The sequence below is a fragment of the Pseudoalteromonas sp. ABV4_021 genome (assembly GCF_056159365.1).
On the sequence record NZ_JBSWVB010000001.1, the window covers coordinates 1,677,778 to 1,703,995 of the forward strand.

Consider the following 26,218-nt stretch of genomic DNA (forward strand, 5'->3'; position numbering starts at 1 on the left):
TGTTTTTTTATTTCGTCAAAGCATATTACTTCCATAGTCAGGAAAGCGACCCAATCGCTCGTTTTTGTCCTGAAAAAAAAGCGAGAACTACTGTGTTTTAGTAGTAATGGCAATTAGTTAAGAAGTTTGCTACAAATGAGTTATTCAGAAAAACGAGCGACGCTGTGGTAGAAAAACGCGCGATTCGCTCGCTATAAACATGTTAGCTGCCTATGAGAATTGCATTCAGAATCCTACTCATTTTAGAATTTATAATTGCCTTTTCACCTGTGATCTATCTTTGGATTCTTTCATTGATAGTTTTACCTGCTAGTGTAATGCTCATATTCACTGGAGGAAGTGGCGGTTATACAATGGTTGCTCTTACAACTCTAGGTGGTCTTGGCTTCTGGGGAATTATTCAGTTACTCATTAAAATATTAAATCCTGAATCACCAATTAGTAAGCCTAGTCACATAATCGCATACTTAATTTCGGGTATGTTATCTTTGGTTCTTGCAGCTATTACTATGCAAGCAAGTGAGTTAAGTAACTTTATAATGTTTTTATTGCCAACCTTTGTTACGCTACATTTTGCTTATTTAGCAAAGGGTTACTTGAAAGCGGCAGCTAACAAGCCAATTAATCAGGACAAATAACAGTTGGTTTTTGCTCCTGCGTCGCTTATTTTAACCAACTGATATTTGCCCATTATTGGGGCGTTACGAATGACAGTTGTTGGCACTTAGACTGCTACATTCCTCTGTATAGCTGGTTATATAAGTTTAAAGTTAAAGGAAGTGAAAAAAATCTATTGTTATACGATATAGACTCACAGGGCTGTAAAATTAATTTTGGGGCGTGGTTTACATCTTTTTACAACCCTAAATTAGGTAAAGTCGTGAATAAGAAGGGTAAGCCAAATGTTATTTAAGGCTAGGGTATTATAAAATCACTTTGTTTTTAGGTTTACCCTAGATAATTAACAACACATGTATGGACGCTCCCCTATATCCAGCGTTAGGTTTTCAGAAAGGTCACTAATGAATTGGAGTTACTAATGGGACCTGAGTCGTTAAGTTCCCAAAATTAAGGTCATAGACTCCAATTCGGTTTCTGATGACTCAGATATGTACTCCATTTAACATCATGTTTGGATCTAAAAGTTGCATGTGCTCACCGTCCGTTAATGGCACAAAGCAGAAGTAACCCTCTGAATTTTATTATGTATCTGACAGTAATGAGCGAACAACGGCCGTTGATATAATTGTGAAAATAGTTCACGATGCCCACTAGATACCGATAAAATTAATGAACTAATTTTCATCACCTCCTCATACCAAAGACGTAAAATGGACTTTTTAACGAAACTCAAAAAACGCACTTCGGAAATACTCTTTTTCCCAGCCAAACTGGTGCATTGTGTAGGTTATTATTTTTTCTTTCTTCAGATGAATAAAGGCACACATGGGGGGCGAGTTGGGCCAACCATGCTTGTGCAAGCATGTACAATGTTAATTTGTATTCACCTAGCATTTGCAGTTTGTGGCTTGAGTTATTGGGAACTGTGTATGTGGTTAGGTAAAGGGTTTGAATTGGATCAAAACCCAAATACTGCTGCTTTTGGTGTGTATATTATAATTGATTTTATTTTATCGCTAAGCATCATTAGAAAAGTTAAAAATGATAAAACGATACAAGAAATGGCATTTATTCACTCTACATGGCAACGAAAAGTGATAAGTGTAATATTGTTTTTTGTGTTTGTAATAGGCATACCTTTGCTAACTTTTTTTGTAGCAATGTGGACAGTTGAACCTTGTTATTAAAAAGTTTAGTAGCTGGACTGAACGGCCGAGTTTGGCACAAATCGGCTATTCACTGCCAGATTTGATTCAGCTCTGTAAATCAAATCTGGCAGATCAAGTTAAAACTTATTCACGTTAGTTTTCTTCAAAGAAACGTTCTAATTGGTCTTTCAAGTTAGGTGGGATTCCTTTTATGGTTAAGGTGTCGCTGTACTTATCATATAAAACACGTTCACCTAAGTGCTTGCGCTCGAAACTCACACTTACGCCACTGCCTTGACCAGAAAATTTCACCATAGACGTTACCGTCTTTTTATCAACTGGGAACGATTCTTCTAAATCGTAGGCTTGCTCTTTATAAAAACTATCGAAGCTCACTTCATCATCTTTACTTATAGTGCTTGATAACTGTGATACGTCAGCATCACTGCCGCTAGCAACACAGTCTGAACAATAATCAAAAACTTGCTTGCGTAAGTCATCTTTTTCGGTTTTTTCAAATTGTCTATCCGATAAATAGTCTTCAACCGCCGATAACATTGCTTGCGATTGCTGACGCGCATCAATCCCCTCTTCACAACCTAAGAAGTCTAAGAAGAAATCGGCCACTTTACGCCCTGCACGCCCTTTAATAAATGAAATATAACGGTTATCTTCAAGCGCTGTTGCCATACCGTTAAGATCGATACGTGCCGCTAACTGCATTTTTGCAATATCTAAATGACGCGACGAGGTAAGATCAAGCTCTTGATTAATCGAGTAATGCTCTTTTACATTCACTAATGCAATCATCACATAATCGTCGGCAACAAAGCGGTAATGGCAAAAAATAAGGTAACCTGTTTCATTAAACGCGTATTTGTTTAATTCTTCTTTTAAAACCTCGGCAGCCTTTTCAGTTAAATGATAAAAATGCATTTCGCCTTGGCGATAACTTTGAATACTCGAACTTACCACGCCATTTTTCTCAGGGCTAAAGCCGCAAAAGCCTTTTCCTGGCTTACCGTTGTAGGCATGGTGTAATTGCTCGATAAACACATTAACCTTATCGTTGACTGGCATTTCATCATTGCGAAGATGAATTTCAACTGTTTCGTCTTTTTTGTCGACATAGTGAACGACGAGTCTTTCTACTTGCACTGTCATCTTTGTTTTTCGCGCCTCAAATGTTAAAATATGAGTAATTTTATAAAATTAGAACTTAATTGATGCCTATCTTATCAAAATATTCAGACCAGCAAGTAGAAAATCTTGTTGATGACCTTTTAAAAACCCTTGTAGCCCACAAAGCGCCATTAGATTTAAGCCTAATGAGTCTTGGCAATACACTTTCGCATATCATTAATGAAAAAGTGCCGGCAGCACAACGACAAGCCCTAATAGATAATTTTACACAAGCATTAAAAGACTCAGTAAAGTAACGCTATGAATTTGTCATCACAACAAGCGTTTTCGTCTAAAGCGGCAAAACTGTTGAGCTGGGGCCACTGGTTCACCTTTGCAAATATTTTATTTGCATTGATTGTGAGTAGCCTCTATTTAATTTCAGATCCAATGCCGATGACGTTTAGCGGCAAAGTATTCTTGTTGTTAAACTGGCTAGGTCATATTAGCTTTTTGACATTTTTATGCTTTGTGCTGACAATTTTTCCGCTCAGTCTTATTTTTCCATACCCGCGGCATATTCGGGGCATGGCTGCGGTAATTGCAACTTTCACCATGTCGCTTCTGGCATTAGACGCCTATGTTTATTTTCAACTTGGCTATCATTTGTCGCCGCAGGTATTTGAACAGATTGTGTCCTTGATTAGTGACACAATTTCTACTAATCCTAGCCTTTCGCTATTTATCGCGGGCGGCATTATTTTTGTTATTTTATTTTTTGAGCTGGTTGCCAGTAATTTTACGTGGCGACACCTCACAGAATTAAGACAAAAGCCTTTTCGTCGTTATATCTCTCCAGTATTTATTGTGGCCTTTGTTGCCAGTCACCTGCTTCATATTTGGGCTGACGCGAATGTGAAGCTGGATATCACCAAACAAGATAATGTTTTGCCGCTTTCTTACCCAACCACAGCGAAAAGTTTATTAGCGCGTTACCAACTTGTCGATTTAGACGAGTACAAAGAAGCGCAAAATGTTAGCTTTGCCAATGAAAAAGTAACTTATGTTGCGCCAAACCAGCCGCTAACCTGTAATACAAATTCAGCTTCTGCAGAAATATTAGTTTTTGATAACCAGGCCTTATTAACTCATTATTTAAGCGACAAAGAGCTTAATGCTACAGATAATTTTTATCAGCCAGCAAATAAGCGTGAATCTCTTTTTAACCTGGTTTATGGCTTGCCAAGCTACTATCAAAAAGTGATTCGTGCACAGGGGATTTTGCCAGCATGGAGCAATAGCGTTAATGCATCGTTTATTAATCTGCCGCGCTTAGCAGAAGATGAAAACGCCAACTTAACGGTTCACTATGTGAAAACACAAGACGAACTTGCCTCCATTAAAAATAGCGTTGTAGATTTTGCATTTTCTCTGGCAAACAGCGAAGAAGATGCATGGTCAAAATCAACACTTTATACCGCTGCACACATTACACCTGCAGGCATTATCACACCACAAGATGTGATTACAACGGTGCTTGCCAACACGTTTAATTGCCAAAATGTGCAAAATACGACGCTAGGTAACAACCTGTATAATGGTAGCGACACAGGTGTGAATATTAGTGGCAATACCTTACTTATCTATAAAAAAGATAAACTAACCTTGCTTACCTCTGACGGTAAACATGAAACAGTATCAGCACAGCAAGGCTTCGCGATTGATAGTCACCTTGAAGTGCCATTTTTAGTGCAAAGCCTGAAGAAATTAAAGCAGTTTGAGCAATAGCCATTCTCTTTCTATAATCTAGTGACAAGACAGGATGTCACTAGATTATGAGGGAATAGCAATGAAACTACTCACCACCCTACTCTTTATTCCATTCACATGTTCAGCGCTTGATTACTATAAATGCACAACACAAAACGGCATTACTTTTAGTCAATTTCCATGTGAATCAAAACAGCAACAACAAACACTTACGCTCAAAGCAGTTAACACCAGCTCTAAGCCCTTCGCTAAAAAAGACACTATCGATCGCTACACCCAAAAACAACATGTACTGAAAATTAAATCCGACATAAAAGGGGTTGAGCATAAAATAAGTGCACTGAAACAGGCGCGATTAAATGAGCTGGCACAATTAAAAACACAGCTCGATAAGCACATGTCGAAAGAAGATAAAACAGCCTTAAAAAGAGAGGTTAAAACCAAACGCAAGCAAATCAAGGAAGAGTACAGAGATTTAATTGACTTGCAAAAAGACGAATTAAAAAGGCTAAAGAAAAAGCTCAGCAACAGTCGAAAATAACTATCATTTTCTAACGTTTTTTAACTTGCGTACTATTTAACTAATATGTGAATACACGAGAGCAAACAAAACTAAGTATTTATATTTCATCCGTCTAAATAGCTAAGTACTAACACCGTTCTGCTGATGGTTATCTACAGCGGAATGGCAATAAAAAAAGCCACTAATGTGGCTTTTTGAAACGGGCTTTACTCAATTTTTAGAGTCAAAAGTCCATTATACAAACGCTGGTTTAATGCGTGCCAACAGCGTTAACGACTCACCGTCGATTTCACCTTTACTAAGCCACTGCTTTAACAAGGTTTCATTGTCAAGCGCCGCACCATTTACTTTTTCTTGAAGCAATGTTACTTGTTCACTAAGCCGTACCGCATCATCAGATTCTGGAGAACCCATTTCGTTTAACAATTCAATACGAATCGTAATTTGCTGACGTGTTAACTCGCTAGGTACTTTTTGTTGCCAAGGCGCGGGAATGACACCTTGTTCAAGCTGTTCAAACAGTGAAATTAGCCTTTCTTTATCTTTACTGTTTTTGAGTACTTCTTGCTTTGCAGCATACTCTGTCAACGTACTGCTTACCTCATTTGATAACTGAGATTTCAGTAAATAGGCCTGCTTCAGTTCATCACGTAAATTCGCTAGCGCTGACATTGCATTTGTTAGCGACTCTACATTATCTAACTCAACGTCTTGTGTAATGCGCGTAAACTCGCTTTGTAGTGAAACAAGTTTCTCGTCTTGCTGCTCTCGCTTGGCTTGACGCTCACTGTCGCGTATTGAAAACGCACGATCATTAACTGCTCTAAACTCATTCCACAGCTGGTTTTCAAGCTTTTTACCAGCAAAACCGATGTCTTTCCAACGTTGTTGCAATGACTTTAATTGCTCAATCACGTTTTCAATATTATCGTCTGTTAAACAGGCTTCAGCCTCTTTTACGAGTTTCGCTTTTGTATCTGCATTAACCGCATACGCCGCTTTAATAAACGCAAATATTTGGCTATCAATCGGTTTTAGCTCTGCAAGCAGCTGTTTATAATTTTTGTTATCGACTTCGCCTGCGTTGCGCCAATTTTGCTTAAGCTGCTTATGCTGCTTTTCTACTTCTTTTAGTGTTAGCGTACTTACGCTATCTGCTAACGCTTGATAATGCACAATCAGGTTTTTACGTGTCAAAACATTTTGTTCGCGTGCCGCTTCAAGTGCAGCATAATGCTCACGACACGGCGTAAACGCGATTTCTAACTGTTGATTAAAAGTTTCATCCAGCGTTTTTTCTTCATCCGTTGCAATGTAGCCTAGTTCATTCCAACGTTTACGTGCTACCTTAATCCATTGGCTTAACTCGGCAATATCTGCATCATTTTGTGCAATTTTCTGCTTAACTTCTTCAATTAACTCATGGCGTTTCGGTAAACTAATTTCACGTTGCCACTCGTTTACTTTCGTCAGCTCTTGATCAACAAGCTGATATTCTGCTTCAAGCTTTTGTTGCGATGACTTAGGTAGCTTTTCAATATTTTCTTGTACGCCTTTAAAAATACCAAAACACACCTTGTAGCGACCAGCATCAATTAAACGCTTGATATCTTTAAGCTGTTTCGTTACATCCTGTTGTAACGATTTAACCTCTTTCAGCAGGTCTTTATGCGAGGCTTTCCAGCGCTTATCCATTTCGCGCATTTGCTTTTGATAATTTTGTAATAACGGTTTTGGTAACTGTTTTAGCATATCTGACGTGGTGCTATACCACTGAGACTTAGCTTCTTGTGCTTCATCAAGCTCTTGCAAGTCACTTGCAACAATTAATGTTTTACCTAAATTGACTTGCTCAGCAATCGCAGGCAATGACTCAATCACATCTTTTATTTCAGTACATTGCGCTTTTAAACGCTGAATGAACTTAGTAAAGTCACTATCGCTTTGTGATAACGTGTCTAGTTCTGCTTGATGCGCATTCATTGCTGATAATACCGCTTCAAGTGCTGATACGTTATCAGCTGTCGGTTCGAGCAATAGCGCATCTAGCGCATTTTCACCGCGTTCTTTCAAGCTTACGCTTGTTTGCTTTACTGACTTAATTTTATCTTGTCTTAACTTAGCCGCTTGTTCTTCGTCAAACTTGGCTTTTAAACCGACTAAATGCTTTTGTGCTTTTGCCGTAATATCTTGGTATTTAGCAACCACACTTTGCTTATCGTCTAAGTAATCTAATTCAAGCTGCTGCCACTGGGCTTCAAGTTGTTTGTATTCGGCATCGCACTTTACAAAATCAAACTTATCGCGTAATGCGTTTAGCTTAGCCAATACTAATGTACTTGCCTTACTCACCTCGATTGGTTTAAGCGCTTCGCGTTTACGCGTTTCTTCTTGTTGTTTTAGTTGGTCAGCAAGTGCTGGTTTAGCATGTTTCAGTAATGCTTTATCTAATTGATAGTGTTGCATAACTGGAACTAACTCCAGCTGTTGTGAATCGCTGGCACTAGCAAAAAAATCTGTGATTAACGGCTTTTTACCGATACGTTTTAGTAACGAAACTTGCACATTAAAATCGTTTACTAGTGGCAGTAACGCTTCTAATTGTTGGGTTTTATCACAACGCTTTACCAGTAAATCAAGTTCATCGTTAGTTGGCTTTTTTTGTTCAAGCTGATTGAAAATTTCTTTTTCAGCTGCACTAATAACTGGCTGGCTGTTTTCTTGTTTATATGTTTGCCACCATAAACTAATATCATTGATGCGTTTTAGTGCTGCAATCTTAACCTTGTCGTCGTGATCTTTATTGGCTAACTGATTTAAGATTGTATTATCTTTTGCTTTATTGGCATCAAGTTGACTAATTGCTAGTAAACGATCTGATGCTTTTTTACTTTTCCATTTCGGCGTGAATAAACTACTAAATATCATCTTGCGCGAACCTTGCGATCTCATTTTTAGGACTGAATTCTTTCTTTAATTCTGCTTTTGACTTTTGCACCATTTGACCATCTTCACCAATCGTGAATTGCTCATTGGTTTTAGCTACTTTTGCTTGGTATAGCATCACGAGCTGAACGGTTTGCTCTCGTTGCTCATCAGACAGTGGCGTGCCATCTGGCCACTTTCCGGTTGCAGCGCCGTACTCTAGGCGCTCGAAAATTTCTGGCGTTAAGGTGTTAACTAAGTGTTCAATGTTCATGCTAAGACTTTTTCAATAAAATGATGCGTATACGGTTAATAAGGTACCAGATAAAACCCACGGCAATGGCGCCATAAGTGGTCATTTGTTCGATGCTATCTGCAGCTGGCTCTCGTGAGTAAAGATACAAAAAACCGCCTAGGAAAATAATTAATGCAACGAATGATTGATTAAGCAACGCTTGTTTACGCTTAACGTAACGACGACTGGCGAGCTTTGCTCTTTCATGATCATCAAGCCCTGCTACAGCAGTATCACAATGTGGACATACTTTATGTTTATCGGAAATCGGTTTGCTACACGCTGGACAACTTATCCTCGCCATTTACTGCTCCATTAAACTAATAAAAAAGGCGCCTTAAGGCGCCTTCTATTTTACTCTTTTTCTTGGCTGTTGTCTTTTTTAAACTTCACCCAATAGTCATCTACTGACTGTTTCATTTCTTTACGCAGCAACATAATGCCGAATAAGTTAGGTAAGGTCATTACAACAATGGCAACTGCCGCCAATTTCCACACTAAAGTGGTGTCTGCAAATGATGCCCAGAAAAACGCTGCTACATAAAATACGCGATAAGGCATTACTGAACGAGACCCCAGTAAATAGGTCATTGCGCGGTCACCATAGTAAGACCATGCAATTGCCGTAGAGAACGCAAATAGTAATAAACCTATCGATACAATGTATTGACCGTTTTCACCAAAGTAGCCACGCTGGAATGCAAGCGTTGTTAGTTCTGCTGAGTGTACAAGCGATTTACCCTTAACAACGATACTTTTATCAACAATTTTACCTTTTTTGATAATAACTGTACCAGTATGCAAGTGGTCGCCATCAAGTAAGAAGCGAATTTTCTCACCCACTGAGCGATTGTGTAACACTGTAAAGTTTTGATTTACAGCCTTACCTTCAACAACATTTAGCGTACCATTAAACGGCTTAACGCTTGACTCGCCACCATTTAAATACGCGTAAAGTTCGTTGCGCTGCGCATCAACACGCTCATGATATGTACCATCGATGAACTCCATGCTGGTACGTTCAAAACGTGTATCAAATTTTTCTGTCCACGCGCCTGATGATAAAATTACAAGACCAGTTAACGTACAAATAATAATTGTGTCGATAAACGGTTCTAGAATTGACACCATACCTTCAGATACTGGCTCGTCTGCCTTTGCTGAGGCGTGGGCAATTGGCGCAGAACCTTGACCTGCTTCGTTTGAGAATAAACCACGGTTTACACCACGGTTAAACGCATAGGCAAATGACGCACCAATAAAACCGCCTGCTGCTGCAGAACCCGTAAAGGCATTAGTAAATACAGAGACAAACGCAGGGCCGATATTTTCTATGTTATAAAAAATTACGCCAAACGCACCAATAATATAAACGGCTGCCATAAATGGTACAACGCGTGAGGTAATTGCGGCAATACGTTTAATACCACCTAAAATAACCAGTGCTAGTAAAATTGCTAAAACACCACCTGTTAGCATCGGTTCAAGACCAAAGCTAGCTTCCATACCTTGGGCAATATTATTAATTTGTGGCAGTGAACCGGTACCAAATGAGCTAATTACGGTTGCGATTGCAAACAGTACCGCAAGCCATTTCATATTTAAGCGACGGTCCATGTAGTACATTGGACCACCGGCCATAGTGCCGTCTTCTGTTTTAACACGGTATTTATGAGATAACGTTACCTCAACAAATTTGGTTGTCATACCGAAAAACGCAGTCATCCACATCCAGAAAAGCGCCGCTGGACCACCAATTGATATTGCCAGTGCAACACCACCGATGTTACCCGTACCCACGGTACCAGAAAGCGCTGTTGCTAACGCTTGGAAATGCGTCGTATCACCTTCGTGTTCTTTTTTATCGTATTTGCCACTTACAATTTTCCAGGCGTGTTTAAAATACAACACCTGTGGAAATTTTAAGTAAATGGTAAAAAATAGACCAACCCCTAGTAGCACGTAAGGAAACCAAAAGGCGCTCCCTAACATACCATCTAGCATATCTAAAAAATTGCCAAATGCTTCCACAACTTGTTCCTCTTGTTATTATTTTTTTGGGGAGCTGCGCCCCCCCTATTTTTATTATCGTAGTTTATCTACCACACTTACGATTGCTGCAAGTGTGTCTTGTCCAAATGAATACGAACGGCGATCTGACCAGCCGTAATCAACATCTGGTAAGCCATTATTATCTTTAAATGGCATTTCAATCGTGTATGAAAGGCAGTTAAACTCTTGACCAACCCAGCTTGAACCTACAGTTAAATTTGCTTGGCCTGGTTCATCTTTTGGATAACCATGTTCATCTTGGAATTCTGGTGTTGTTACAAACATCGCCGCTTTAAAGCTATCTTCCAGGTCTTTTAAGCGCGCATCGTAACGTGGAATGCCTTCACTGCCCGCAAAGAAGTTAAACGGAATTGCTTCATCGCCGTGCACATCAAGACACATATCAACACCGGTAGCGAACATTTTTTCGCGTACAAAGTACACTTCTGGGCTCTTTTCGATTGATGGTGTTTGCCATTCACGGTTTAGGTTAACGCCCGCCGCATTAGTACGAAGGTGACCACGTACGCTGCCGTCTGGGTTCATATTTGGTACAATATAGAAAACCGTTTTATTTAATAATGCAGCGGCATGTGCGTCTTCATCATCCAATAGTTTGTGAAGCACACCTTCAATAAACCACTCTGCCATGGTTTCACCAGGGTGCTGACGGGCGATCATCCAAATTGTTTTCTTATCGTCAGCAGGTTCGCCGATTTGTAATACGCTAATATCGCGGCCATCAAGTGTTTCACCTAATGTTTCGATGGTACAGCTTTCGTGTGACTGCGCCCAAGAAAGTAAGTCTTGGTGACGCTCATAGCTGTATGGTGCAAAGTATGCGAAATATACTTGTTCGCACTCTGGTGTAAACTCGATAACTAACTGGTTATTTTCAAACTTAGTTGGCACTCGGAACCATGTTTGACGGTCATACGATGCAACTGCTTGGTAATCAACCCACCCTTCTGGGTACGCCGATTTATCTAAATCAACAATCGTCAAACGATGTAATAAATCAATTTGTGACTCTAATTTAAAGTGAAACCACTGGAAAAATTCAGACTGGTTGTCATTTTTAATTTTTAATTGAATATCTTCACGGCTTTCAAGGCTAAGTACCTCAATATTACCGCTATCGAATTGGCTTGTAATTCTCATAAACTGTGTTCCCTAACGCACAATAGCTTTAAGCCTACCAAAATAACGAGTGGGCTGAAACAATATGCGAGTAATTGAATAAAAAAGCCGGCACAATGGCCGGCTTTTAGATAAAAAATTAGATTAACGAGGTAAGCTTGGGTGTGTTACTTCAGCCATATCTTGCATACAGCGAACAACCTGACAGCTATAACCAAACTCGTTATCGTACCAAACGTAAAGTACTACGCGATCACCATCAACAATCGTTGCTTGTGAATCAACAACACCTGCATAACGGCTACCCACTAAGTCAGTTGATACGATTTCAGTAGATGCAGTGTAATCGATTTGGTCACGTAAATCTGAGTAAAGTGCGGTTTCACGTAGGAATTCGTTTAACTCTTCAACTGATGTTGCAGTTTCAAGGTTAAGGTTAAGAATTGCCATTGACACATTTGGTGTCGGTACGCGAATAGCGTTACCTGTAAGCTTACCTTCAAGCTCAGGTAATGCTTTAGATACTGCTTTTGCAGCACCCGTTGACGTAATAACCATGTTAAGTGCCGCAGCACGGCCACGGCGCTCAGCGCTGTGATAGTTATCAATTAAGTTCTGGTCATTCGTGTACGAGTGAACTGTTTCAACGTGACCGTTCTTAATACCGAACTTATCATTTAATGCTTTTAGCGTTGGCGTAATCGCATTTGTTGTACAGCTTGCTGCTGAGATAATTGTATCTTCAGACAGGATATCTTTGTTATTTACGCCGTAAACAACGTTTTTGATATTGCCTTTAGCTGGTGCTGTAAGCAGTACTTTTGACGCACCTTTTGCCGCTAAATGCTGACCAAGGCCATCTTCGTCTTTCCAGATACCTGTGTTATCAACTACAAGTGCATTTTCAATGCCGTATTGCGTGTAATCTACTTCGCTTGGCGAGTTAGCGTAGATAACTTGAATGTAGCTACCGTTTGCTTTAATTGCATTACGCTCATTATCAACAGTGATTGAACCGTTGAAAGGACCATGAATTGAATCGCGGCGTAATAAGCTTGCACGCTTTTCAAGGTCGCCTTTTTTACCGCCACGTACAACAATTGCACGTAAACGTAAATCTGTGTGAGGACCACTTTTCTCGATTAGAAGACGTGCTAATAAACGACCGATACGGCCAAAACCGTAAAGTACTACGTCGCGCGGTTCAATTTTGTCTTCTTTATTGTGGATTTCAGCTAATTCTGCTGCTAGGTACTCTTCGATTGAACGACCTTCACCCGCATTTTTATAGATATAAGCATAAGCTAGTTTACCTAAATCGATACGTGCTGAAGTCAGTTCCATTTTGTCGATAGCTTCTAAAAACGGGAAGCTTTCGCGAAGACGTAGTTTGCTGTCTTCAAATTGTGCAACAGTTTTGTGTGCTTTAATAACGTCAATTGTGCTTGCATTAATTAGTGGACGACCGTAGATGGCAATCTCGATGCCACGGTTACGGTAAAGCTTACCAATAATTGGTTGCATGCTTTCAGCGAAGTCTTGGCGTTCCTGCCAGCTATTCAGATAATCTTGCTCGTGAGATGAGGTCATTTTGTCTACCTAAACGTAAAATTTTGAACGGATAGCCTAAAGCGTTAATTGTGAGAAGTGCTTTAGACGCGTGCATTCTAATTGAAAAACATTGTTTTTTCCACCATTTCAATATCAGACTTTTGCCGTGTACCGATAATCCCTTTGAGCGAAAACAAATTTATGCGAATTATGACCAATGCACTATTACATTTAAGCAAAGGATTCGCTAAGCTTAGAACATCCTATTGTAGTTATGTCATTAAATTGTGTTAAAAAAACTATCTGCACTTTGTTTGCTTTCTCTTCTCGTTGGCTGCGACAATGCCAAAAGTATTCGTGAAATTTGTGACGAAAATAGCCATTTTTGCGCCGATCTTAACACAGACAGCCATTGTAATACTGAACGGGCCGAGGTTATTTTAGGTCGCTATGCAGAATCAAAAACGCCTGATGATGCAACTAAATACAAACTACTCAGCGCATTTCACGATTATGCGAAATGTGTTGAGTTAGCAGCTAGCATCGAACACATTAAACTAAAAGAAAAAACCACGTCGCGCGTAAATGGCCACCTCACTGCACTAAAAGAAATAAACCGTTTATCGAAAGAGACACGAAACTCACAATATCCGCATCTGCTATTCTATCACTGGTCACGAAATGGTGATGAAGGTGCTATTCAGTCACTGATTGCAATGGATGAAAAACGTGAGTTAGAAACGTCTGAATTCCAATACAAATTAGCAACTTACTACACTAAATTTGATAGCGATTTGGCAATAGACAAGCTGTACCATGCGCTTGAGTTAAATCCTGCTGGTAACGAAGCCAAGCCAGAAATCTACACGGCACTAACAAATATGTTCTATCAAATGGAAGAGCACAAGCTTTCTTATATTTGGGCATTAGTTGCAAAAGAAGCTGGCGTACAAAATATTGACTTAGCCCCGCTTGAATATGAACTTACCAATCAAGGTAAATCATTAGGTGAGCTCGCAAATCTAGCTGCAGATACCCTATCGCGTATTGAAGACGGTAATTTCACCTCGCCGCGGTAAGGTTTTCACATCAAGTAAAATTCGATTGCTTGTAATAAAAAACAAATAAAAAAGCCTGCATTAAGCAGGCTTTTTCGAATTGGCTTCATACATACGCTTGGTTAGTCTTTACTGGTACCAACTTCTACGCGTGTCTTCAGTTTTTGACCTGGGCGGAATGTAACAACTCTGCGTGCAGAAATTGGAATATCTTCACCCGTTTTAGGGTTGCGCCCCGGACGCTCTTTCTTATCTCTAAGATCAAAATTACCAAAGCCAGAAAGCTTAATTTGCTCGCCTGCTTCTAGTGCAGTACGAATCTCTTCAAAAAAGCTTTCGACAAGGTCTTTAGCGTCTTTTTTGTTAATACCCAGTTTTACAAATAGGTGTTCAGCTATGTCGGCTTTTGTAAGCGCCATAATCTAGTCCCTCAACGATGCGTTAAATTGTTCAGCCAATTCGGCCACCACTAAGTCTACAATTGAGTTGATGTCTTTCTCTTCAAGGGTTCGCTCAGAATTTTGCAGTGTTAATGCAATCGCTAAACTCTTGTGATCAGTCTCAACTCCTTTGCCCTTATACACGTCGAATAAGTTTAGGTCAACTAGTTGATTTCCGCCAACTTTTTTAATTGACTCTAAAATATCACCAGCATTTACCGAATCTTTAACAACAATCGCAATATCGCGTCGGTTAGATGGGAACTTAGAAACCTCAACCGCTTCAGGTAAAACACGGTTTTCTAAACCTAACAACTCGATTTCAAAGGCAAAAACTTGATTGTTAATTCCTAGTTTAGACTGTATTTCTGGGTGAATACAGCCTAAGTAACCAATTTTTTTACCATTTCTTATAATCGAAGCTGATTGACCTGGGTGTAAACCTTCATTTTGCTCAGCAACAAACGAAATATTCGCCATATCACCAGTTAGGTTTAACAGTGCTTCAACGTCGCCTTTTACATCAAAAAAGTCGACTGGTGTTGATGCGATACCCCAATGTTCGTTATGCGTGTTACCGTAAATCACACCACCAATAATTTGCGTTTGCTCGACACCATTTTCAGCGGCATCGTTTTTAACAAACTTTAAGCCTGATTCAAATAAGCGGATACGTGATTGCTGACGGTTTTGGTTATATACCACAGAGCCTAACAAGCCTGGTAGTAAGCTTACGCGCATTGCCGACATTTCAATTGAAATTGGGTGCGGTAATACCAGCGCATCAGCACTTGGGTGTAGCAAGCTTTGTACTTTAGGGTCAACAAAACTGTAGGTGATTGCCTCTTGGTAACCACGGCTTACTAATTCATTGCGAAAACGCTTAAGCGGCAGCACGGCTTCTTGGTGATCTGTCATCGCCAATTTCGCTGTTGGTGCTACGTTTGGAATATTGTTGTAACCAAATACACGTGCGACTTCTTCAATTAAGTCTTCTTCAATTGAAATATCAAAACGGTAACTTGGTACATCAGCTTGCCATGTGTCATTTTCAAAGCTAACTGTAAGACCTAGACGGGTAAGAATATTTGTTACCGTAGCATCATCAATGTGGTAACCGATAACACGGTCTAAACGTGCGCGACGTAATGTCACTGATTTTGCTTTTGGTAGGTGTGCTTGTGATACAGCTTCAACTACAGGGCCTGCTTCACCGCCAACAATATCAAGTAATAGTTGGGTTGCACGCTCCATTGCGTCATGCTGAAGTTTGTAATCAACGCCGCGTTCATAACGGTGCGATGCATCCGTATGTAAACCGTAGCTACGCGCTTGTCCAGCAATTGCCAGCGGGCTGAAGAAAGCACTTTCTAATAAGATATCGTGTGTTGTTTCGGTAACACCTGATTTCTCACCACCGAAGATACCAGCCATCGCAAGTGCTTTTTGGTCATCAGCAATTAACAGCGTGTTCTCTTTTAGCTTTGCCGTATTGCCGTCAAGTAATACAAGCTCTTCACCTGGATTTGCGTTACGTACTTTAATACCACCTTCAATTGCGTTTAAGTCAAACGCGTGCATTGGGTGACCAAGTTCGAGTAATACGTAGTTTGTTACATCAACAACAGGATCAATTGAACGAATACCGCTGCGACGTAATTTCTCAACCATCCAAAGTGGTGATTCAGCGTTTAGGTTAATGCCCTTAATTACACGACCTAAATAACGAGGACATGACTCAGGATTAACTAATTCGATATCAATTTTGTCATCAATTGTCGGTGTAACCGGCGTAATTTCAACGTTAGTTACGTCAATGCTGTTTAATACGCCCACTTCGCGCGCAAGACCTTTAATACCAAGGCAGTCACTGCGGTTTGCCGTCAAATCAACATCAATAGTGACATCATCTAAGCCGAAGTATTCACGAATATCTGTGCCAATTACTGCGTCTTCAGGTAATTCTAAAATGCCGTCTGAGCTTTCAGCCATGCCTAACTCTTCAAACGCACATAACATGCCGTGAGAAGGTTGACCGCGTAATTTTGCTTTCTTGATTTTAAAATCGCCCGGTAATACCGCGCCAACTTTAGCAACCGCTACTTTTAAACCTTGGCGGCAGTTAGCAGCACCACATACGATATCAAGTAGTTCGTCTTCGCCAACATCTACTTTAGTTACGCGTAATTTGTCTGCATCTGGGTGTTGGCCACATTCAACCACTTGACCTATAACAACGCCTGAAAAATCACCGGCAACGGCGTCTAAACCATCCACTTCAAGGCCTGCCATCGACAGCTGCTCAGAAAGTGCATCAGTATCAATTGCTGGGTTTACCCATTCTCTTAGCCACTTTTCACTAAATTTCATTGTTACTTCACTCTTACTTGAATTGGTTTAGGAATTTTAAGTCGTTTTCGAAAAATGCACGTAAGTCATTTACGCCGTAACGCAGCATGGTTAAGCGCTCAACGCCCATACCAAATGCGAAACCTGTGTATTCATCAGGATCGATGCCAACAGAGCGAAGTACATTTGGGTGAACCATGCCGCAGCCTAATACTTCTAACCATTTACCGTTTTTACCTTTCACGTCCACTTCTGCTGATGGCTCAGTGAATGGGAAGTACGAAGGACGGAAACGGATTTCCATATCTTCTTCAAAAAAGTTACGTAAGAAATCGTGCAAAATCCCTTTAAGCTCTGTGAAGCTTACGTTTTTATCAACCATCAAGCCTTCTACCTGATGGAACATTGGCGTATGCGTTTGGTCGTAATCATTACGGTATACACGACCCGGTGAAATGATACGCAGTGGTGGTTGTTCCGCTTCCATTGTACGAATTTGTACACCACTTGTTTGCGTACGCAACACCAGCTTAGGATTAAAATAGAAGGTATCGTGATCAGCACGTGCTGGGTGATGCTCAGGAATATTCAACGCGTCAAAGTTATGGAAATCGTCTTCCACTTCCGGACCAGATTTAACAGCAAAACCTAGCTCACCAAAAAAGCTTTCAATTCGTTCGATAGTTCGTGTTACAGGATGCAGACCCGCAGTCGGTTGAGTACGACCCGGTAGCGTCACATCAATAGTTTCTTTTGCTAGCTTCTCTGCTAATGCTTTTTCTTGTAGCGCTTCACGCTTCGCATTGATTTTTTCTTGAACTTGCTGCTTTGCCTGGTTAATTACCTGACCTGCATTTTTACGTTCTTCTGGGTCCATTTTACCTAGGCTTTTCAATAGGCTAGTAATTTCGCCTTTTTTACCTAAGTAATTTACGCGCACATCTTCTAAATGAGCGATTTCACTGGCTTTCTCAACAGCTTCAAGGGCTTCAGCCAAGATTGCTTCTAAATTCATAAGGGCTTTTCACTCGTTTTTGCCAATCAACTCAATATTACATTGAGTTGGCTTGATTTCTCGTAACGTTTAACTATCGATTAACGTAACATTTTTTAATAAAAATTAGCCCATTATGATACCCGAAAAACAATTGTTTTTACTAGAGCGATAATGGTTAAAAAGGCACGTTATTGTTAAATTTATGTGGTTTTTTTAGGCTTATTTCGATTGCACTAATTTAGTGGTCGTATATTGCGATAAAAAACAATTTAGAACTAAGGCGACGAATCGATAGATAGCGGGTTTATATTTTGATTTTCAACACAGTCTTTGCTGCGTTTCGCTAGCATCGATACCTGTGTAACAAATAAAATAGTCATGAGCACGATTTTCTAAAACGTGCTCATGCTTTAAAGATCCAAAATAGACTTAATAAACGGAATGGTAAGCTTGCGCTGTTCAACGATTGAAGCATGATCAAGCTTATCTAAAATATCCAGTAACGCACGCATATCACGACTAACGCGCGACAATAAGAAACGCGTTGCTTCTTCGGTGAGTGTTAGGCCACGCATTTTCGCACGTTTTACTAACGCTTCGGCTTTATCATCATCACTCATCGAGCGGATTTGAAAAGTGGTGCCCCAGTTGAGTCGCGATTCGAGATCTGGCAATGCAATATTAAGCATATTAGGCAGTAAATCCCCTGCGACTACTAACATTTTTCCTTCACTATTGAAGCGATTGAAAAAATTAAATAGCGCTTTTTCCCACAGTGGGTCGCCCGCTACTTGCTGAATATCATCTATGCAAATTACATCGAGCTTTTCTAAGTCGTCAAGTACGTGTGGGTCAAGCCAAGCGAGATCTTTACAGGATAACAAAAAACACGATAAGCCGAGCTCTTGTGCGCGAATACACGTTGCATACAGCAAGTGTGATTTACCTGAGTCGGAAAAACCACACAAGTACACATAATTAAATGGCATTGTTTGAAGTTGTGTTAATCCCACTTCAAGTTGTTTAACCACATGGGAATTTTCACCGCCAAAGAAGCTCATAAATGTTTCGTCGTCCGGCAATGTTACCGGCAACGCCATTTGTTGATATTCACCCATTACTGGCTTAGCCATTGATACTCAAGTTGTTGTGTACTTTGATGACTAAATGGATCAAAAATAATCTCAAATTGTGAATCCAATTGTAACGCTTTTTTCAAGCTATCTACGTGTGCATTAAGATATAACACTAAATCCACACGTTCCCCTTGACGGAAATTTATATCTAATTCATCAACTTGGGTGAGTGTACGTAAACGAGTTTTTAACGCCTCAAGCTGTTTAATACCTTTTACACCAAAAAAGCGTACTGACACACTGCTCGCAACTTCAGTTTCACTAAGTGATGCATACTGCTTGGCAATTTGCGTTGAAATACTACTAACAAGCTCTCCGATAATCGTGAGTTTGTCACCCTTAAGCTGGTGTAATTGGAATGTACCTTGGTTGGTAAACTGCCAATCCAGGTGCCATACATTCTCGCGTTGATACAGCCTTGCCGACACAATTACTTCAGGTTCGTAACGACGCGAGGCATTTAAAATTTGCTGCGGAAAGTTAGCCCACACATCTGTAACCGTTAAATTCATGCGATCTTCAAGATCAAGTAACGGCATAACAATTGGTAAACCTGCATTGTTACTATTGGTATCGAGCAAGTGAAAAATTTGTGGGTAGTCTTCTTTGGTGACTAAGGAACGTTGCACGTCTTCTTCAATTGCAAGCCAAATTAACGTCAGCGGTCTGCGGTTACCCCAAATCGGGATTTCCATTTCATTAAGTACGCCGTCGATTAATTGCGGCTGATAACGAATTTTTAAATACGTTTGGTATAAAGACTCTTCATACTCGTATTTGAGTACAAAGCGAGACAGGTTTTTAAACGCATCACCAATTGCTGGGTGTGATTTATCAATACTGCGACCGGATACTTTTTCAAGCACACCAATAAAACCAACACGGTTTGCTCGGCGTTGTTGTGCTTGAGATTTATCATCAACTACCGCTTTATATTGATAAAGATCGGTCACTTCAACGGCTAGAATAGCCTTACTGAAAACCAGTAATAAAGTAAAAATCAGTGCGTTTTTCAAAGTGTTAAACTTGTATTCCATCGTGGGTCTGATCCTAAAACATCAGATGATGCAAAGCAAAGTAAATTTAGCTAAAAATATGCTTAGAATTATAAGGAATTAAATTTGATATAAAGTGGTGCCCGGGGCCGGACTTGAACCGGCACGTCATTACTGACGAGGGATTTTAAATCCCTTGTGTCTACCAATTCCACCACCCGGGCATCGGGCTGCTTTCGCATGTGGAGAGTATTATCTTTCGATAATGGAGGCGGAACCCGGAGTCGAACCGAGGTAGACGGATTTGCAATCCGCTGCATGGCCACTCTGCCATTCCGCCAATGCCTTCATAATGAAGCTGGATAAATAATTGGTTCGAACTCTTAAAGTTAGAAGTTTTTCCTTGGTGATACCAAGTTATTAATTATTTTTCCTAAAAATTGGAGCGAGTAACGAGGTTCGAACTCGTGACCTCGACCTTGGCAAGGTCGCGCTCTACCAGCTGAGCTATACTCGCATTCCAATAAGCCGTTTTTTAACTTGGCATTAAAGCGACCTTGTCGCGTTATCACCTCGAGCAGCTGAACTATACTCGCATTCCATTTCAACCGTTTTTTAGCTTAGTAACCAAACGTTACTTCGAGCAGTTGCACTATACTCGCTGCCAATGGCTTTTTGTGAGGCTTAACTCAATAAGTGGTGCCCGGGGCCGGACTTGAACCGGCACGCTATTACTAGCGAGGGATTTTAAATCCCTTGTGTCTACCAATTCCACCACCCGGGCATCGGGTTTCTACGTTGCAGCAAAAACCAATTTGGAGCGAGTAACGAGGTTCGAACTCGTGACCTCGACCTTGGCAAGGTCGCGCTCTACCAGCTGAGCTATACTCGCATCAAATTGATTCTAAAATCAATGGTGCCCGGGGCCGGACTTGAACCGGCACGTCATTACTGACGAGGGATTTTAAATCCCTTGTGTCTACCAATTCCACCACCCGGGCATCGGGCTGCTTTCGCATGTGGAGTGTTGAAAATGGAGGCGGAACCCGGAGTCGAACCGAGGTAGACGGATTTGCAATCCGCTGCATGGCCACTCTGCCATTCCGCCGACTTCTTTAAGAAGTTGGAGCGAGTAACGAGGTTCGAACTCGTGACCTCGACCTTGGCAAGGTCGCGCTCTACCAGCTGAGCTATACTCGCGTTCCATAAACCGTTTTTTAACTTAGCACTAACGCGACCTTGTCGCATCCTTGCTTCGAGCAGCTTAACTTTACTCGCACTTCCAATTGGGCAGTTAGTTAACCACTCCCCTCTCAACACCGACGCATTCTACATAGATTATTAAACGCGTCAACATAAAAATGTCGGAAATAAGTTGTTTGATTATTTTTTATCTAAAATGATTTAAAAACACTCGTTTATGCACTTATTTCAATGCACAAACACCAATTTAATTGTTTGATTGAGACAACGCGCCCCAGCCAGCAACCAAATATTGCACCATCGAAATAAAGGTTAAGATAGTCGCAATATAAAATAATACAAATGATAAGGTGATCATTTGGCTATCGTATTGCCAAATCAAACCAATAATCGCCAACATTTGTGCTGCGGTTTTAATTTTACCTAATTGCGATACAGCGACATTGGCGCGCTCACCCACTTCCGCCATCCATTCACGCAATGCCGATACGATAATTTCTCGACCAATAATAATAATGGTCGGGATCGTAATATAGAGCGATTGGTAATGTTGGGTTAATGCAATAAGTGCAACTGAGACCATTACTTTGTCAGCAACAGGGTCAAGGAACGCACCAAATGGCGTTGATTGTTCAAGTTTCCTTGCTAAATAGCCATCTAACATATCGGTGACTGAGGCAAGCCAAAAAATAAACGCAGCCCAGAAAAAAGACCACTTAGCTGGAATAAAAAAGAAAACAATAAAAATCGGAATTAATATCAGGCGAAAAGCTGTAAGTGTATTTGGAATGTTCCACATATTGGTATTTTATTTATTTGTCATCATTTAGATGATGATAGATTCGTTCTGCGATGCTACGACTAATGCCCGGCACTCGCTCCAATTCAGAAATAGTAGCGCTTTTTACCCCTTGAATGCCACCTAAATATTTTAATACGGCTTGACGTTTTTTCGCGCCAACCCCTGAAATTTCTTCAAGCACAGATGTATTGCGCTGCTTTTGACGTTTATTACGGTGCCCTGCAATTGCAAAACGGTGACTCTCGTCACGAATATGTTGAATTAAATGTAACGCTGGCGCATCTGACGATAAATTAACTGTGCGCCTGCCGCCATCAATTAATAGCGTCTCTAGCCCAGGTTTTCGTGATGTACCTTTGGCAACACCTATTAATAGCGGTAATTTATTGTGCGGCCAATCAGCAAAATAATGTTCAGCTTGCGATAACTGCCCTTTACCACCATCAATAAAAATAATGTCGGGAATTTTACTTTCGTCAGTCAGTTTGTTGTAACGCTTTCTAAGTGCAAATGCCATGGCAGCATAATCATCACCCGGTGTAATGCCTTCAACATTAAAACGGCGGTACTCTTTGTTGGCTGGACCTTGGTCGTCAAATACCACACACGACGCAACTGTGTTTTCGCCCATGGTATGACTAATATCAAAGCACTCCATACGATTAATGGCTTCTAAACTTAACGCTTCTTTTAATTGAGCATACCGTTTAGCAATGGAGTCTTTAGCACTTTGTTTTACTTCTAAGGCATTTGCTGCATTTTTATTAGCAAGTGCCAAATAGTCAGCCTTTTCACCACGCAGCGCTAATACAAATGCAATTTTTTTACTGCAAATTGCCGATAACCCTTCTGCTAACGTATCCCTGCCAGCAAATGCAAACGGTACAACTAGTTGTTTTGGAATTCGTCCGGTATTGGATAATTGCACATAATATTGTGCACAAAACGATTCTAAGACTTCTTCATTGCTACTGTCTTTTGGCGTTTTTGGAAAATATGTTTTGGAACCCAAAATCTTATGGTCGCGGATCATCAATACATGTACCGCCACCAAGCCATTTTTAGCCGAGAAACCAATTACATCGAGCTCTGCAACATTGCCTGATACTGCTTGTTGCTCTTGCATTTTACGCAGCAATAAAATTTGGTCGCGCAATTGCGCTGCCTTTTCAAATTCGAGCAACATACTCGCCGCTTCCATTTTTTCAACCAATGTTGCGATTACTTCTGACGAGCGTCCCGCCAGAAACTTTTTCACCATATCGACTTCTTGTTGGTAATCCGTATCGGAAATTTTACCTACGCATGGCGCTGAACAACGCTTTAACTGATATTGTAAACACGGGCGACTGCGTGCGCGGTAGTACGCATCTTCACATTGACGCACTGGAAATATCTTTTGCATTAAGCGCAAACTTTCAGACACGGCTCCGGCACTAGGATAAGGACCAAAATACTCGCCTTTAATTTTTCTAGCGCCACGGTGAAAAGCTAAACGCGGATGAATATGGTTAGTTACTAAAATATAAGGATAGGATTTGTCGTCGCGCAACAAGATGTTGTAACGCGGCATGTATTTTTTTATTAAATTATTTTCAAGCAGTAGCGCTTCAGTTTCGGTATTCGTCAGTGTAACTTCAACACCACAAATATTCGCCACTAACGCACGGGTTTTGTTTTCGGGAATGTTATCGCGAAAATAGCTTGCAAGGCGCTTTTTTAAATTTTTTGCTTTACCAACGTATATAACTTGCCCTTTGGCGTCTAACATTCGATAAACGCCGGGTTCATTTGATACGGTTTTTAGAAAGGCTTTTGCGTTAAACGCCGACATCGTATTATTCGGCGTCAATCTCAATCATTTTATGGCGAATAGCAAGGTGTGTTAATTCAACATCGCCGCCCACATTAAGCTTTTCAAACATACGGTAACGGTATGAATTGACCGTTTTAGAGCTTAAATTAAGCTGATCAGCAATAGTTTGCACTTTCTCACCTTTAGTGATCATCAACATAATCTGTAATTCGCGGTCTGATAAGCTTGCAAACGGGTTTTCATCATTGCGTCCGCTAAACTGCGCTAGTGCGATCTGCTGCGCAATTTCTGGCGCAATATAACGTTGCCCTGTTTTCACAGCGCGAATCGCATTAACCACTTCTTCAGGACCTGCACTTTTGGTTAGGTAACCGTGTGCGCCAATTTGCATTACTTTGCTCGGGAACGGATCTTCACATTGCATGGTCAATACAATGACTTTTACATCGGGGCAGAATCGACAGATCTTTTTAGTTGCTTCTAAACCACCAATACCTGGCATATTCATATCCATGAGTACGATATCTGGGTTATTTTGACGGCAAAACTGAACCGCCTCTTCGCCAGTTTTCGCTTCACCAACCACTTTAAAGCCACGTACGTCATCAAGTATACGCTTTATACCTGTGCGAACGAGTTCATGGTCATCAACTAACAATACGTTAATCAAGGAGTTACCTCACGGTTATCAATGTAAGACAGATTTAAGAGGCCTAACCATAGCACATTAGTTATCAAAGTCGAACAACTTAAATTGGATTTCTATGGCTATTTTGACCGATTGTTCACTAACTCACCGATTTATAAAAACTTCATCATTTACAATCTATTACATTACGAATTTTTAACGTTCTAACAGCAATTTAATGACGATAACAACACATCGATTGTTGTTAACTTTGAAATATTACACTCACTGTAATATTTCTTTCATATTTCTTTGTTTTAATCCGCGTCGTCACAAAAATGACATGTAAATGTCACATAACACGACCAACAAGGTCGTCGAAAACAAGAGAAATGAAATGAGTCAAAATACGTCAAATCCAATAAACGGCCAACAAAGTGTTACGGCCAAGTTTTTAAACTGGGCTGCTATCGCATTTTTAGTTTATTTGGTTTTAGTTGCCGTTAGTACCGTAAGTGGCGGTTTTAAACTAGCTTCAGGTGGCAGTGAAGGCGCAAAAGAAATTTTTGCATTCGCAACTAATCCATTTGTTGCATTATTGCTTGGTGCACTCGCAACTGCGTTAGTACAATCATCTTCAACCGTTACCTCTGTTATTGTTGGCTTAGTAGCTGGCGGATTACCAATTAATATTGCAATTCCAATGATTATGGGTGCAAACATTGGTACAACTATTACAAACACCTTAGTATCAATTGGTCATATTCGTTCAAAAGAAGAATTTAAACGCGCATTTGAAGCGTCAACAGTACATGATTTCTTTAACTTAATTGCTGTAGCGATTTTCTTACCGCTTGAATTAGCGTTCGGCATTTTACAAAAACTATCTCAAAGCCTCGCGCATTTATTTGTGGGCGACGCTGATCTATCACTTAAAAGCTATAACTTTATCAAACCACTTGTTAAGCCTGCGGTAGGCGTCGTTAAAGATGGTCTTGCATTTTTCGATGGCAAAACTCTTGGTATTGCTATGGTAATTGTGGGTATCGCACTCATTCTATTTGCAGTAACAACACTTGGTAAACTATTGCAAAAAGCACTTGTTGGTACAGCAAAAGAAATGCTACACCGCGCAATTGGTAAAGGCCCTGTTGCGGGTATTACATCGGGTGCTGTGGTTACGGTTATGGTGCAATCATCGTCAACAACAACAAGTTTAATGATCCCGCTTGCGGGTAGTGGTGTGTTTTCTACAAAACAAATTTACCCATTTACGCTAGGTGCAAACATTGGTACCACCATTACTGCGCTACTTGCTGCAACATCAATTACAGGCGCAGCTGCAGAAGTAGCATTAACAATCGCCTTAGTTCATGTAATGTTTAACGTATTTGCTGTTGCGCTTATTTACGGCACACCATTCCTACGTGAATTACCGCTTCGTGCTGCAAGTAAGCTGGCTGAAGTAGGCTCAAATAATAAGTCTTTAGCGTTAGGTTATGTGCTAGGTGCCTTTTTCGTTGTGCCTGGAGTAATGATGTTAGTGGCGCGCTAAAAACTAACTACCTTGTAAAAATAACGATAAAGTGGTTACTTTATCGTTATTTTTTGTTGCTTAACCTTATCTAAATTGCTCGAAAAACCGCA

Annotated in this window: 22 protein-coding genes and 8 tRNA genes; 7 read left to right on the forward strand and 23 right to left on the reverse strand. The window is 40.5% G+C overall.

What is annotated here, in order from left to right; genetic code table 11:
• The first annotated feature begins 212 nt into the window (after nt 1-212).
• Both ACXAFE_RS07905 and ACXAFE_RS07910 read left to right on the forward strand, forming a co-directional pair.
• Entirely contained in the window at nt 213-638 is a 426-nt protein-coding gene (locus ACXAFE_RS07905) for a hypothetical protein (RefSeq protein ID WP_475151031.1), read from the forward strand.
• 693 nt (nt 639-1,331) lie between these two features.
• Entirely contained in the window at nt 1,332-1,808 is a 477-nt protein-coding gene (locus ACXAFE_RS07910; RefSeq protein WP_475151033.1) for a hypothetical protein, read from the forward strand.
• Between the two features lie 114 nt (nt 1,809-1,922).
• Here the strand turns inward: ACXAFE_RS07910 and yejK are convergent, their stop codons facing one another.
• A complete protein-coding gene (gene yejK, locus ACXAFE_RS07915) occupies nt 1,923-2,933 on the reverse strand; it encodes a nucleoid-associated protein YejK (RefSeq protein ID WP_475151035.1) in 1,011 nt (336 codons plus the stop codon).
• Between the two features lie 62 nt (nt 2,934-2,995).
• Between yejK and ACXAFE_RS07920 the strand changes: the two genes are divergently transcribed.
• From ACXAFE_RS07920 to ACXAFE_RS07930, 3 genes are all read left to right on the forward strand, one after another.
• Complete coding sequence (locus ACXAFE_RS07920; RefSeq protein ID WP_010559945.1) at nt 2,996-3,208, forward strand: YejL family protein; 213 nt, start codon at nt 2,996-2,998, stop codon at nt 3,206-3,208.
• 4 nt (nt 3,209-3,212) lie between these two features.
• Nucleotides 3,213-4,679 carry a DUF3413 domain-containing protein gene (locus ACXAFE_RS07925; RefSeq protein WP_475151038.1) on the forward strand — a complete coding sequence of 489 codons (1,467 nt, stop codon included), beginning with the start codon at nt 3,213-3,215 and terminating at the stop codon, nt 4,677-4,679.
• Between the two features lie 61 nt (nt 4,680-4,740).
• Entirely contained in the window at nt 4,741-5,202 is a 462-nt protein-coding gene (locus ACXAFE_RS07930) for a hypothetical protein (protein ID WP_475151040.1), read from the forward strand.
• A 216-nt stretch (nt 5,203-5,418) separates the two neighbouring features.
• Here ACXAFE_RS07930 and ACXAFE_RS07935 read toward each other — a convergent pair whose 3' ends face one another.
• The 6 genes from ACXAFE_RS07935 to ACXAFE_RS07960 all read right to left on the reverse strand — a co-directional run bounded on the left by ACXAFE_RS07935 (nt 5,419) and on the right by ACXAFE_RS07960 (nt 13,186).
• Nucleotides 5,419-8,112 (reverse strand): DUF349 domain-containing protein, encoded by a 2,694-nt coding sequence (locus ACXAFE_RS07935; protein ID WP_475151042.1) that lies wholly within the window; start codon nt 8,110-8,112, stop codon nt 5,419-5,421.
• On the reverse strand, nt 8,102-8,383 hold the full coding sequence (locus tag ACXAFE_RS07940; protein WP_010559941.1) for a YeaC family protein: 282 nt from the start codon (nt 8,381-8,383) through the stop codon (nt 8,102-8,104). The genes ACXAFE_RS07935 and ACXAFE_RS07940 overlap by 11 nt, the downstream gene beginning before the upstream one ends.
• 1 nt (nt 8,384) lies before the next feature.
• A complete protein-coding gene (locus ACXAFE_RS07945) occupies nt 8,385-8,708 on the reverse strand; it encodes a hypothetical protein (RefSeq protein ID WP_475151045.1) in 324 nt (107 codons plus the stop codon).
• Nucleotides 8,709-8,758: 50 nt separating this feature from the next.
• On the reverse strand, nt 8,759-10,435 hold the full coding sequence (locus ACXAFE_RS07950) for an alanine/glycine:cation symporter family protein (RefSeq protein ID WP_475151048.1): 1,677 nt from the start codon (nt 10,433-10,435) through the stop codon (nt 8,759-8,761).
• 54 nt (nt 10,436-10,489) lie between these two features.
• Nucleotides 10,490-11,617 carry a M14 family metallopeptidase gene (locus ACXAFE_RS07955; RefSeq protein WP_475151050.1) on the reverse strand — a complete coding sequence of 376 codons (1,128 nt, stop codon included), beginning with the start codon at nt 11,615-11,617 and terminating at the stop codon, nt 10,490-10,492.
• 123 nt (nt 11,618-11,740) lie between these two features.
• A complete protein-coding gene (locus ACXAFE_RS07960; RefSeq protein WP_010559937.1) occupies nt 11,741-13,186 on the reverse strand; it encodes a glyceraldehyde-3-phosphate dehydrogenase in 1,446 nt (481 codons plus the stop codon).
• 248 nt (nt 13,187-13,434) lie between these two features.
• Between ACXAFE_RS07960 and ACXAFE_RS07965 the strand changes: the two genes are divergently transcribed.
• Nucleotides 13,435-14,226 carry a DUF2989 domain-containing protein gene (locus ACXAFE_RS07965; RefSeq protein ID WP_475151055.1) on the forward strand — a complete coding sequence of 264 codons (792 nt, stop codon included), beginning with the start codon at nt 13,435-13,437 and terminating at the stop codon, nt 14,224-14,226.
• 101 nt (nt 14,227-14,327) lie between these two features.
• On the opposite strand, the gene ihfA is transcribed toward ACXAFE_RS07965, so the two are convergent.
• The 16 genes from ihfA to uvrY all read right to left on the reverse strand — a co-directional run bounded on the left by ihfA (nt 14,328) and on the right by uvrY (nt 24,613).
• Nucleotides 14,328-14,624 (reverse strand): integration host factor subunit alpha, encoded by a 297-nt coding sequence (gene ihfA / locus ACXAFE_RS07970; RefSeq protein ID WP_010559935.1) that lies wholly within the window; start codon nt 14,622-14,624, stop codon nt 14,328-14,330.
• A 3-nt stretch (nt 14,625-14,627) separates the two neighbouring features.
• Nucleotides 14,628-17,015 (reverse strand): phenylalanine--tRNA ligase subunit beta, encoded by a 2,388-nt coding sequence (gene pheT / locus ACXAFE_RS07975; RefSeq protein ID WP_475151057.1) that lies wholly within the window; start codon nt 17,013-17,015, stop codon nt 14,628-14,630.
• Between the two features lie 13 nt (nt 17,016-17,028).
• Entirely contained in the window at nt 17,029-18,009 is a 981-nt protein-coding gene (pheS, locus tag ACXAFE_RS07980) for a phenylalanine--tRNA ligase subunit alpha (protein WP_475151060.1), read from the reverse strand.
• 392 nt (nt 18,010-18,401) lie between these two features.
• Nucleotides 18,402-19,124, reverse strand: a complete 723-nt coding sequence (gene hda, locus ACXAFE_RS07985; RefSeq protein ID WP_475151062.1) for a DnaA inactivator Hda — start codon at nt 19,122-19,124, stop codon at nt 18,402-18,404.
• A complete protein-coding gene (locus tag ACXAFE_RS07990) occupies nt 19,109-20,164 on the reverse strand; it encodes a DUF2066 domain-containing protein (protein ID WP_475151068.1) in 1,056 nt (351 codons plus the stop codon). The genes hda and ACXAFE_RS07990 overlap by 16 nt, the downstream gene beginning before the upstream one ends.
• A 95-nt stretch (nt 20,165-20,259) precedes the next feature.
• A tRNA-Leu gene (locus ACXAFE_RS07995) sits at nt 20,260-20,346 on the reverse strand.
• A 42-nt stretch (nt 20,347-20,388) separates the two neighbouring features.
• Nucleotides 20,389-20,462 (reverse strand) — tRNA-Cys (locus tag ACXAFE_RS08000).
• A gap of 101 nt (nt 20,463-20,563) precedes the next feature.
• Nucleotides 20,564-20,639 (reverse strand) — tRNA-Gly (locus ACXAFE_RS08005).
• 180 nt (nt 20,640-20,819) lie between these two features.
• Nucleotides 20,820-20,906 (reverse strand) — tRNA-Leu (locus tag ACXAFE_RS08010).
• A 32-nt stretch (nt 20,907-20,938) separates the two neighbouring features.
• Nucleotides 20,939-21,014, reverse strand: a tRNA-Gly gene (locus ACXAFE_RS08015).
• A gap of 22 nt (nt 21,015-21,036) precedes the next feature.
• Nucleotides 21,037-21,123 (reverse strand) — tRNA-Leu (locus ACXAFE_RS08020).
• A gap of 33 nt (nt 21,124-21,156) precedes the next feature.
• Nucleotides 21,157-21,230: transfer RNA gene (locus ACXAFE_RS08025), tRNA-Cys, on the reverse strand.
• A 16-nt stretch (nt 21,231-21,246) separates the two neighbouring features.
• A tRNA-Gly gene (locus ACXAFE_RS08030) sits at nt 21,247-21,322 on the reverse strand.
• 250 nt (nt 21,323-21,572) lie between these two features.
• Nucleotides 21,573-22,124 carry a CDP-diacylglycerol--glycerol-3-phosphate 3-phosphatidyltransferase gene (gene pgsA, locus ACXAFE_RS08035; RefSeq protein ID WP_010559930.1) on the reverse strand — a complete coding sequence of 184 codons (552 nt, stop codon included), beginning with the start codon at nt 22,122-22,124 and terminating at the stop codon, nt 21,573-21,575.
• A gap of 13 nt (nt 22,125-22,137) precedes the next feature.
• Nucleotides 22,138-23,961: an excinuclease ABC subunit UvrC gene (uvrC, locus tag ACXAFE_RS08040; RefSeq protein ID WP_475151079.1), complete on the reverse strand. Its 1,824-nt coding sequence runs from the start codon at nt 23,959-23,961 to the stop codon at nt 22,138-22,140.
• A gap of 4 nt (nt 23,962-23,965) precedes the next feature.
• A complete protein-coding gene (uvrY, locus tag ACXAFE_RS08045) occupies nt 23,966-24,613 on the reverse strand; it encodes a UvrY/SirA/GacA family response regulator transcription factor (protein WP_010559928.1) in 648 nt (215 codons plus the stop codon).
• A 355-nt stretch (nt 24,614-24,968) separates the two neighbouring features.
• Between uvrY and ACXAFE_RS08050 the strand changes: the two genes are divergently transcribed.
• Nucleotides 24,969-26,126 carry a Na/Pi symporter gene (locus ACXAFE_RS08050; protein ID WP_475153597.1) on the forward strand — a complete coding sequence of 386 codons (1,158 nt, stop codon included), beginning with the start codon at nt 24,969-24,971 and terminating at the stop codon, nt 26,124-26,126.
• The last annotated feature ends 92 nt before the right edge of the window (nt 26,127-26,218 follow it).

Excerpts from the sequence above, each read along its gene's own strand:
- ACXAFE_RS07920 (WP_010559945.1), top strand. The coding sequence starts at position 2,996 with ATGCCTATCTTATCAAAATATTCAGACCAGCAAGTAGAAAATCTTGTT.
- ACXAFE_RS07990 (WP_475151068.1), bottom strand. The coding sequence starts at position 20,164 with ATGGAATACAAGTTTAACACTTTGAAAAACGCACTGATTTTTACTTTA.
- ihfA (WP_010559935.1), bottom strand. The coding sequence starts at position 14,624 with ATGGCGCTTACAAAAGCCGACATAGCTGAACACCTATTTGTAAAACTG.
- ACXAFE_RS07960 (WP_010559937.1), bottom strand. The coding sequence starts at position 13,186 with ATGACCTCATCTCACGAGCAAGATTATCTGAATAGCTGGCAGGAACGC.
- hda (WP_475151062.1), bottom strand. The coding sequence starts at position 19,124 with ATGGCTAAGCCAGTAATGGGTGAATATCAACAAATGGCGTTGCCGGTA.
- ACXAFE_RS07925 (WP_475151038.1), top strand. The coding sequence starts at position 3,213 with ATGAATTTGTCATCACAACAAGCGTTTTCGTCTAAAGCGGCAAAACTG.
- uvrC (WP_475151079.1), bottom strand. The coding sequence starts at position 23,961 with ATGTCGGCGTTTAACGCAAAAGCCTTTCTAAAAACCGTATCAAATGAA.
- ACXAFE_RS07935 (WP_475151042.1), bottom strand. The coding sequence starts at position 8,112 with ATGATATTTAGTAGTTTATTCACGCCGAAATGGAAAAGTAAAAAAGCA.
- pheT (WP_475151057.1), bottom strand. The coding sequence starts at position 17,015 with ATGAAATTTAGTGAAAAGTGGCTAAGAGAATGGGTAAACCCAGCAATT.
- pgsA (WP_010559930.1), bottom strand. The coding sequence starts at position 22,124 with ATGTGGAACATTCCAAATACACTTACAGCTTTTCGCCTGATATTAATT.
- ACXAFE_RS07905 (WP_475151031.1), top strand. The coding sequence starts at position 213 with ATGAGAATTGCATTCAGAATCCTACTCATTTTAGAATTTATAATTGCC.
- ACXAFE_RS07930 (WP_475151040.1), top strand. The coding sequence starts at position 4,741 with ATGAAACTACTCACCACCCTACTCTTTATTCCATTCACATGTTCAGCG.
- ACXAFE_RS07945 (WP_475151045.1), bottom strand. The coding sequence starts at position 8,708 with ATGGCGAGGATAAGTTGTCCAGCGTGTAGCAAACCGATTTCCGATAAA.
- pheS (WP_475151060.1), bottom strand. The coding sequence starts at position 18,009 with ATGAATTTAGAAGCAATCTTGGCTGAAGCCCTTGAAGCTGTTGAGAAA.
- ACXAFE_RS07940 (WP_010559941.1), bottom strand. The coding sequence starts at position 8,383 with ATGAACATTGAACACTTAGTTAACACCTTAACGCCAGAAATTTTCGAG.
- ACXAFE_RS08050 (WP_475153597.1), top strand. The coding sequence starts at position 24,969 with ATGAGTCAAAATACGTCAAATCCAATAAACGGCCAACAAAGTGTTACG.
- yejK (WP_475151035.1), bottom strand. The coding sequence starts at position 2,933 with ATGACAGTGCAAGTAGAAAGACTCGTCGTTCACTATGTCGACAAAAAA.
- ACXAFE_RS07955 (WP_475151050.1), bottom strand. The coding sequence starts at position 11,617 with ATGAGAATTACAAGCCAATTCGATAGCGGTAATATTGAGGTACTTAGC.
- ACXAFE_RS07910 (WP_475151033.1), top strand. The coding sequence starts at position 1,332 with ATGGACTTTTTAACGAAACTCAAAAAACGCACTTCGGAAATACTCTTT.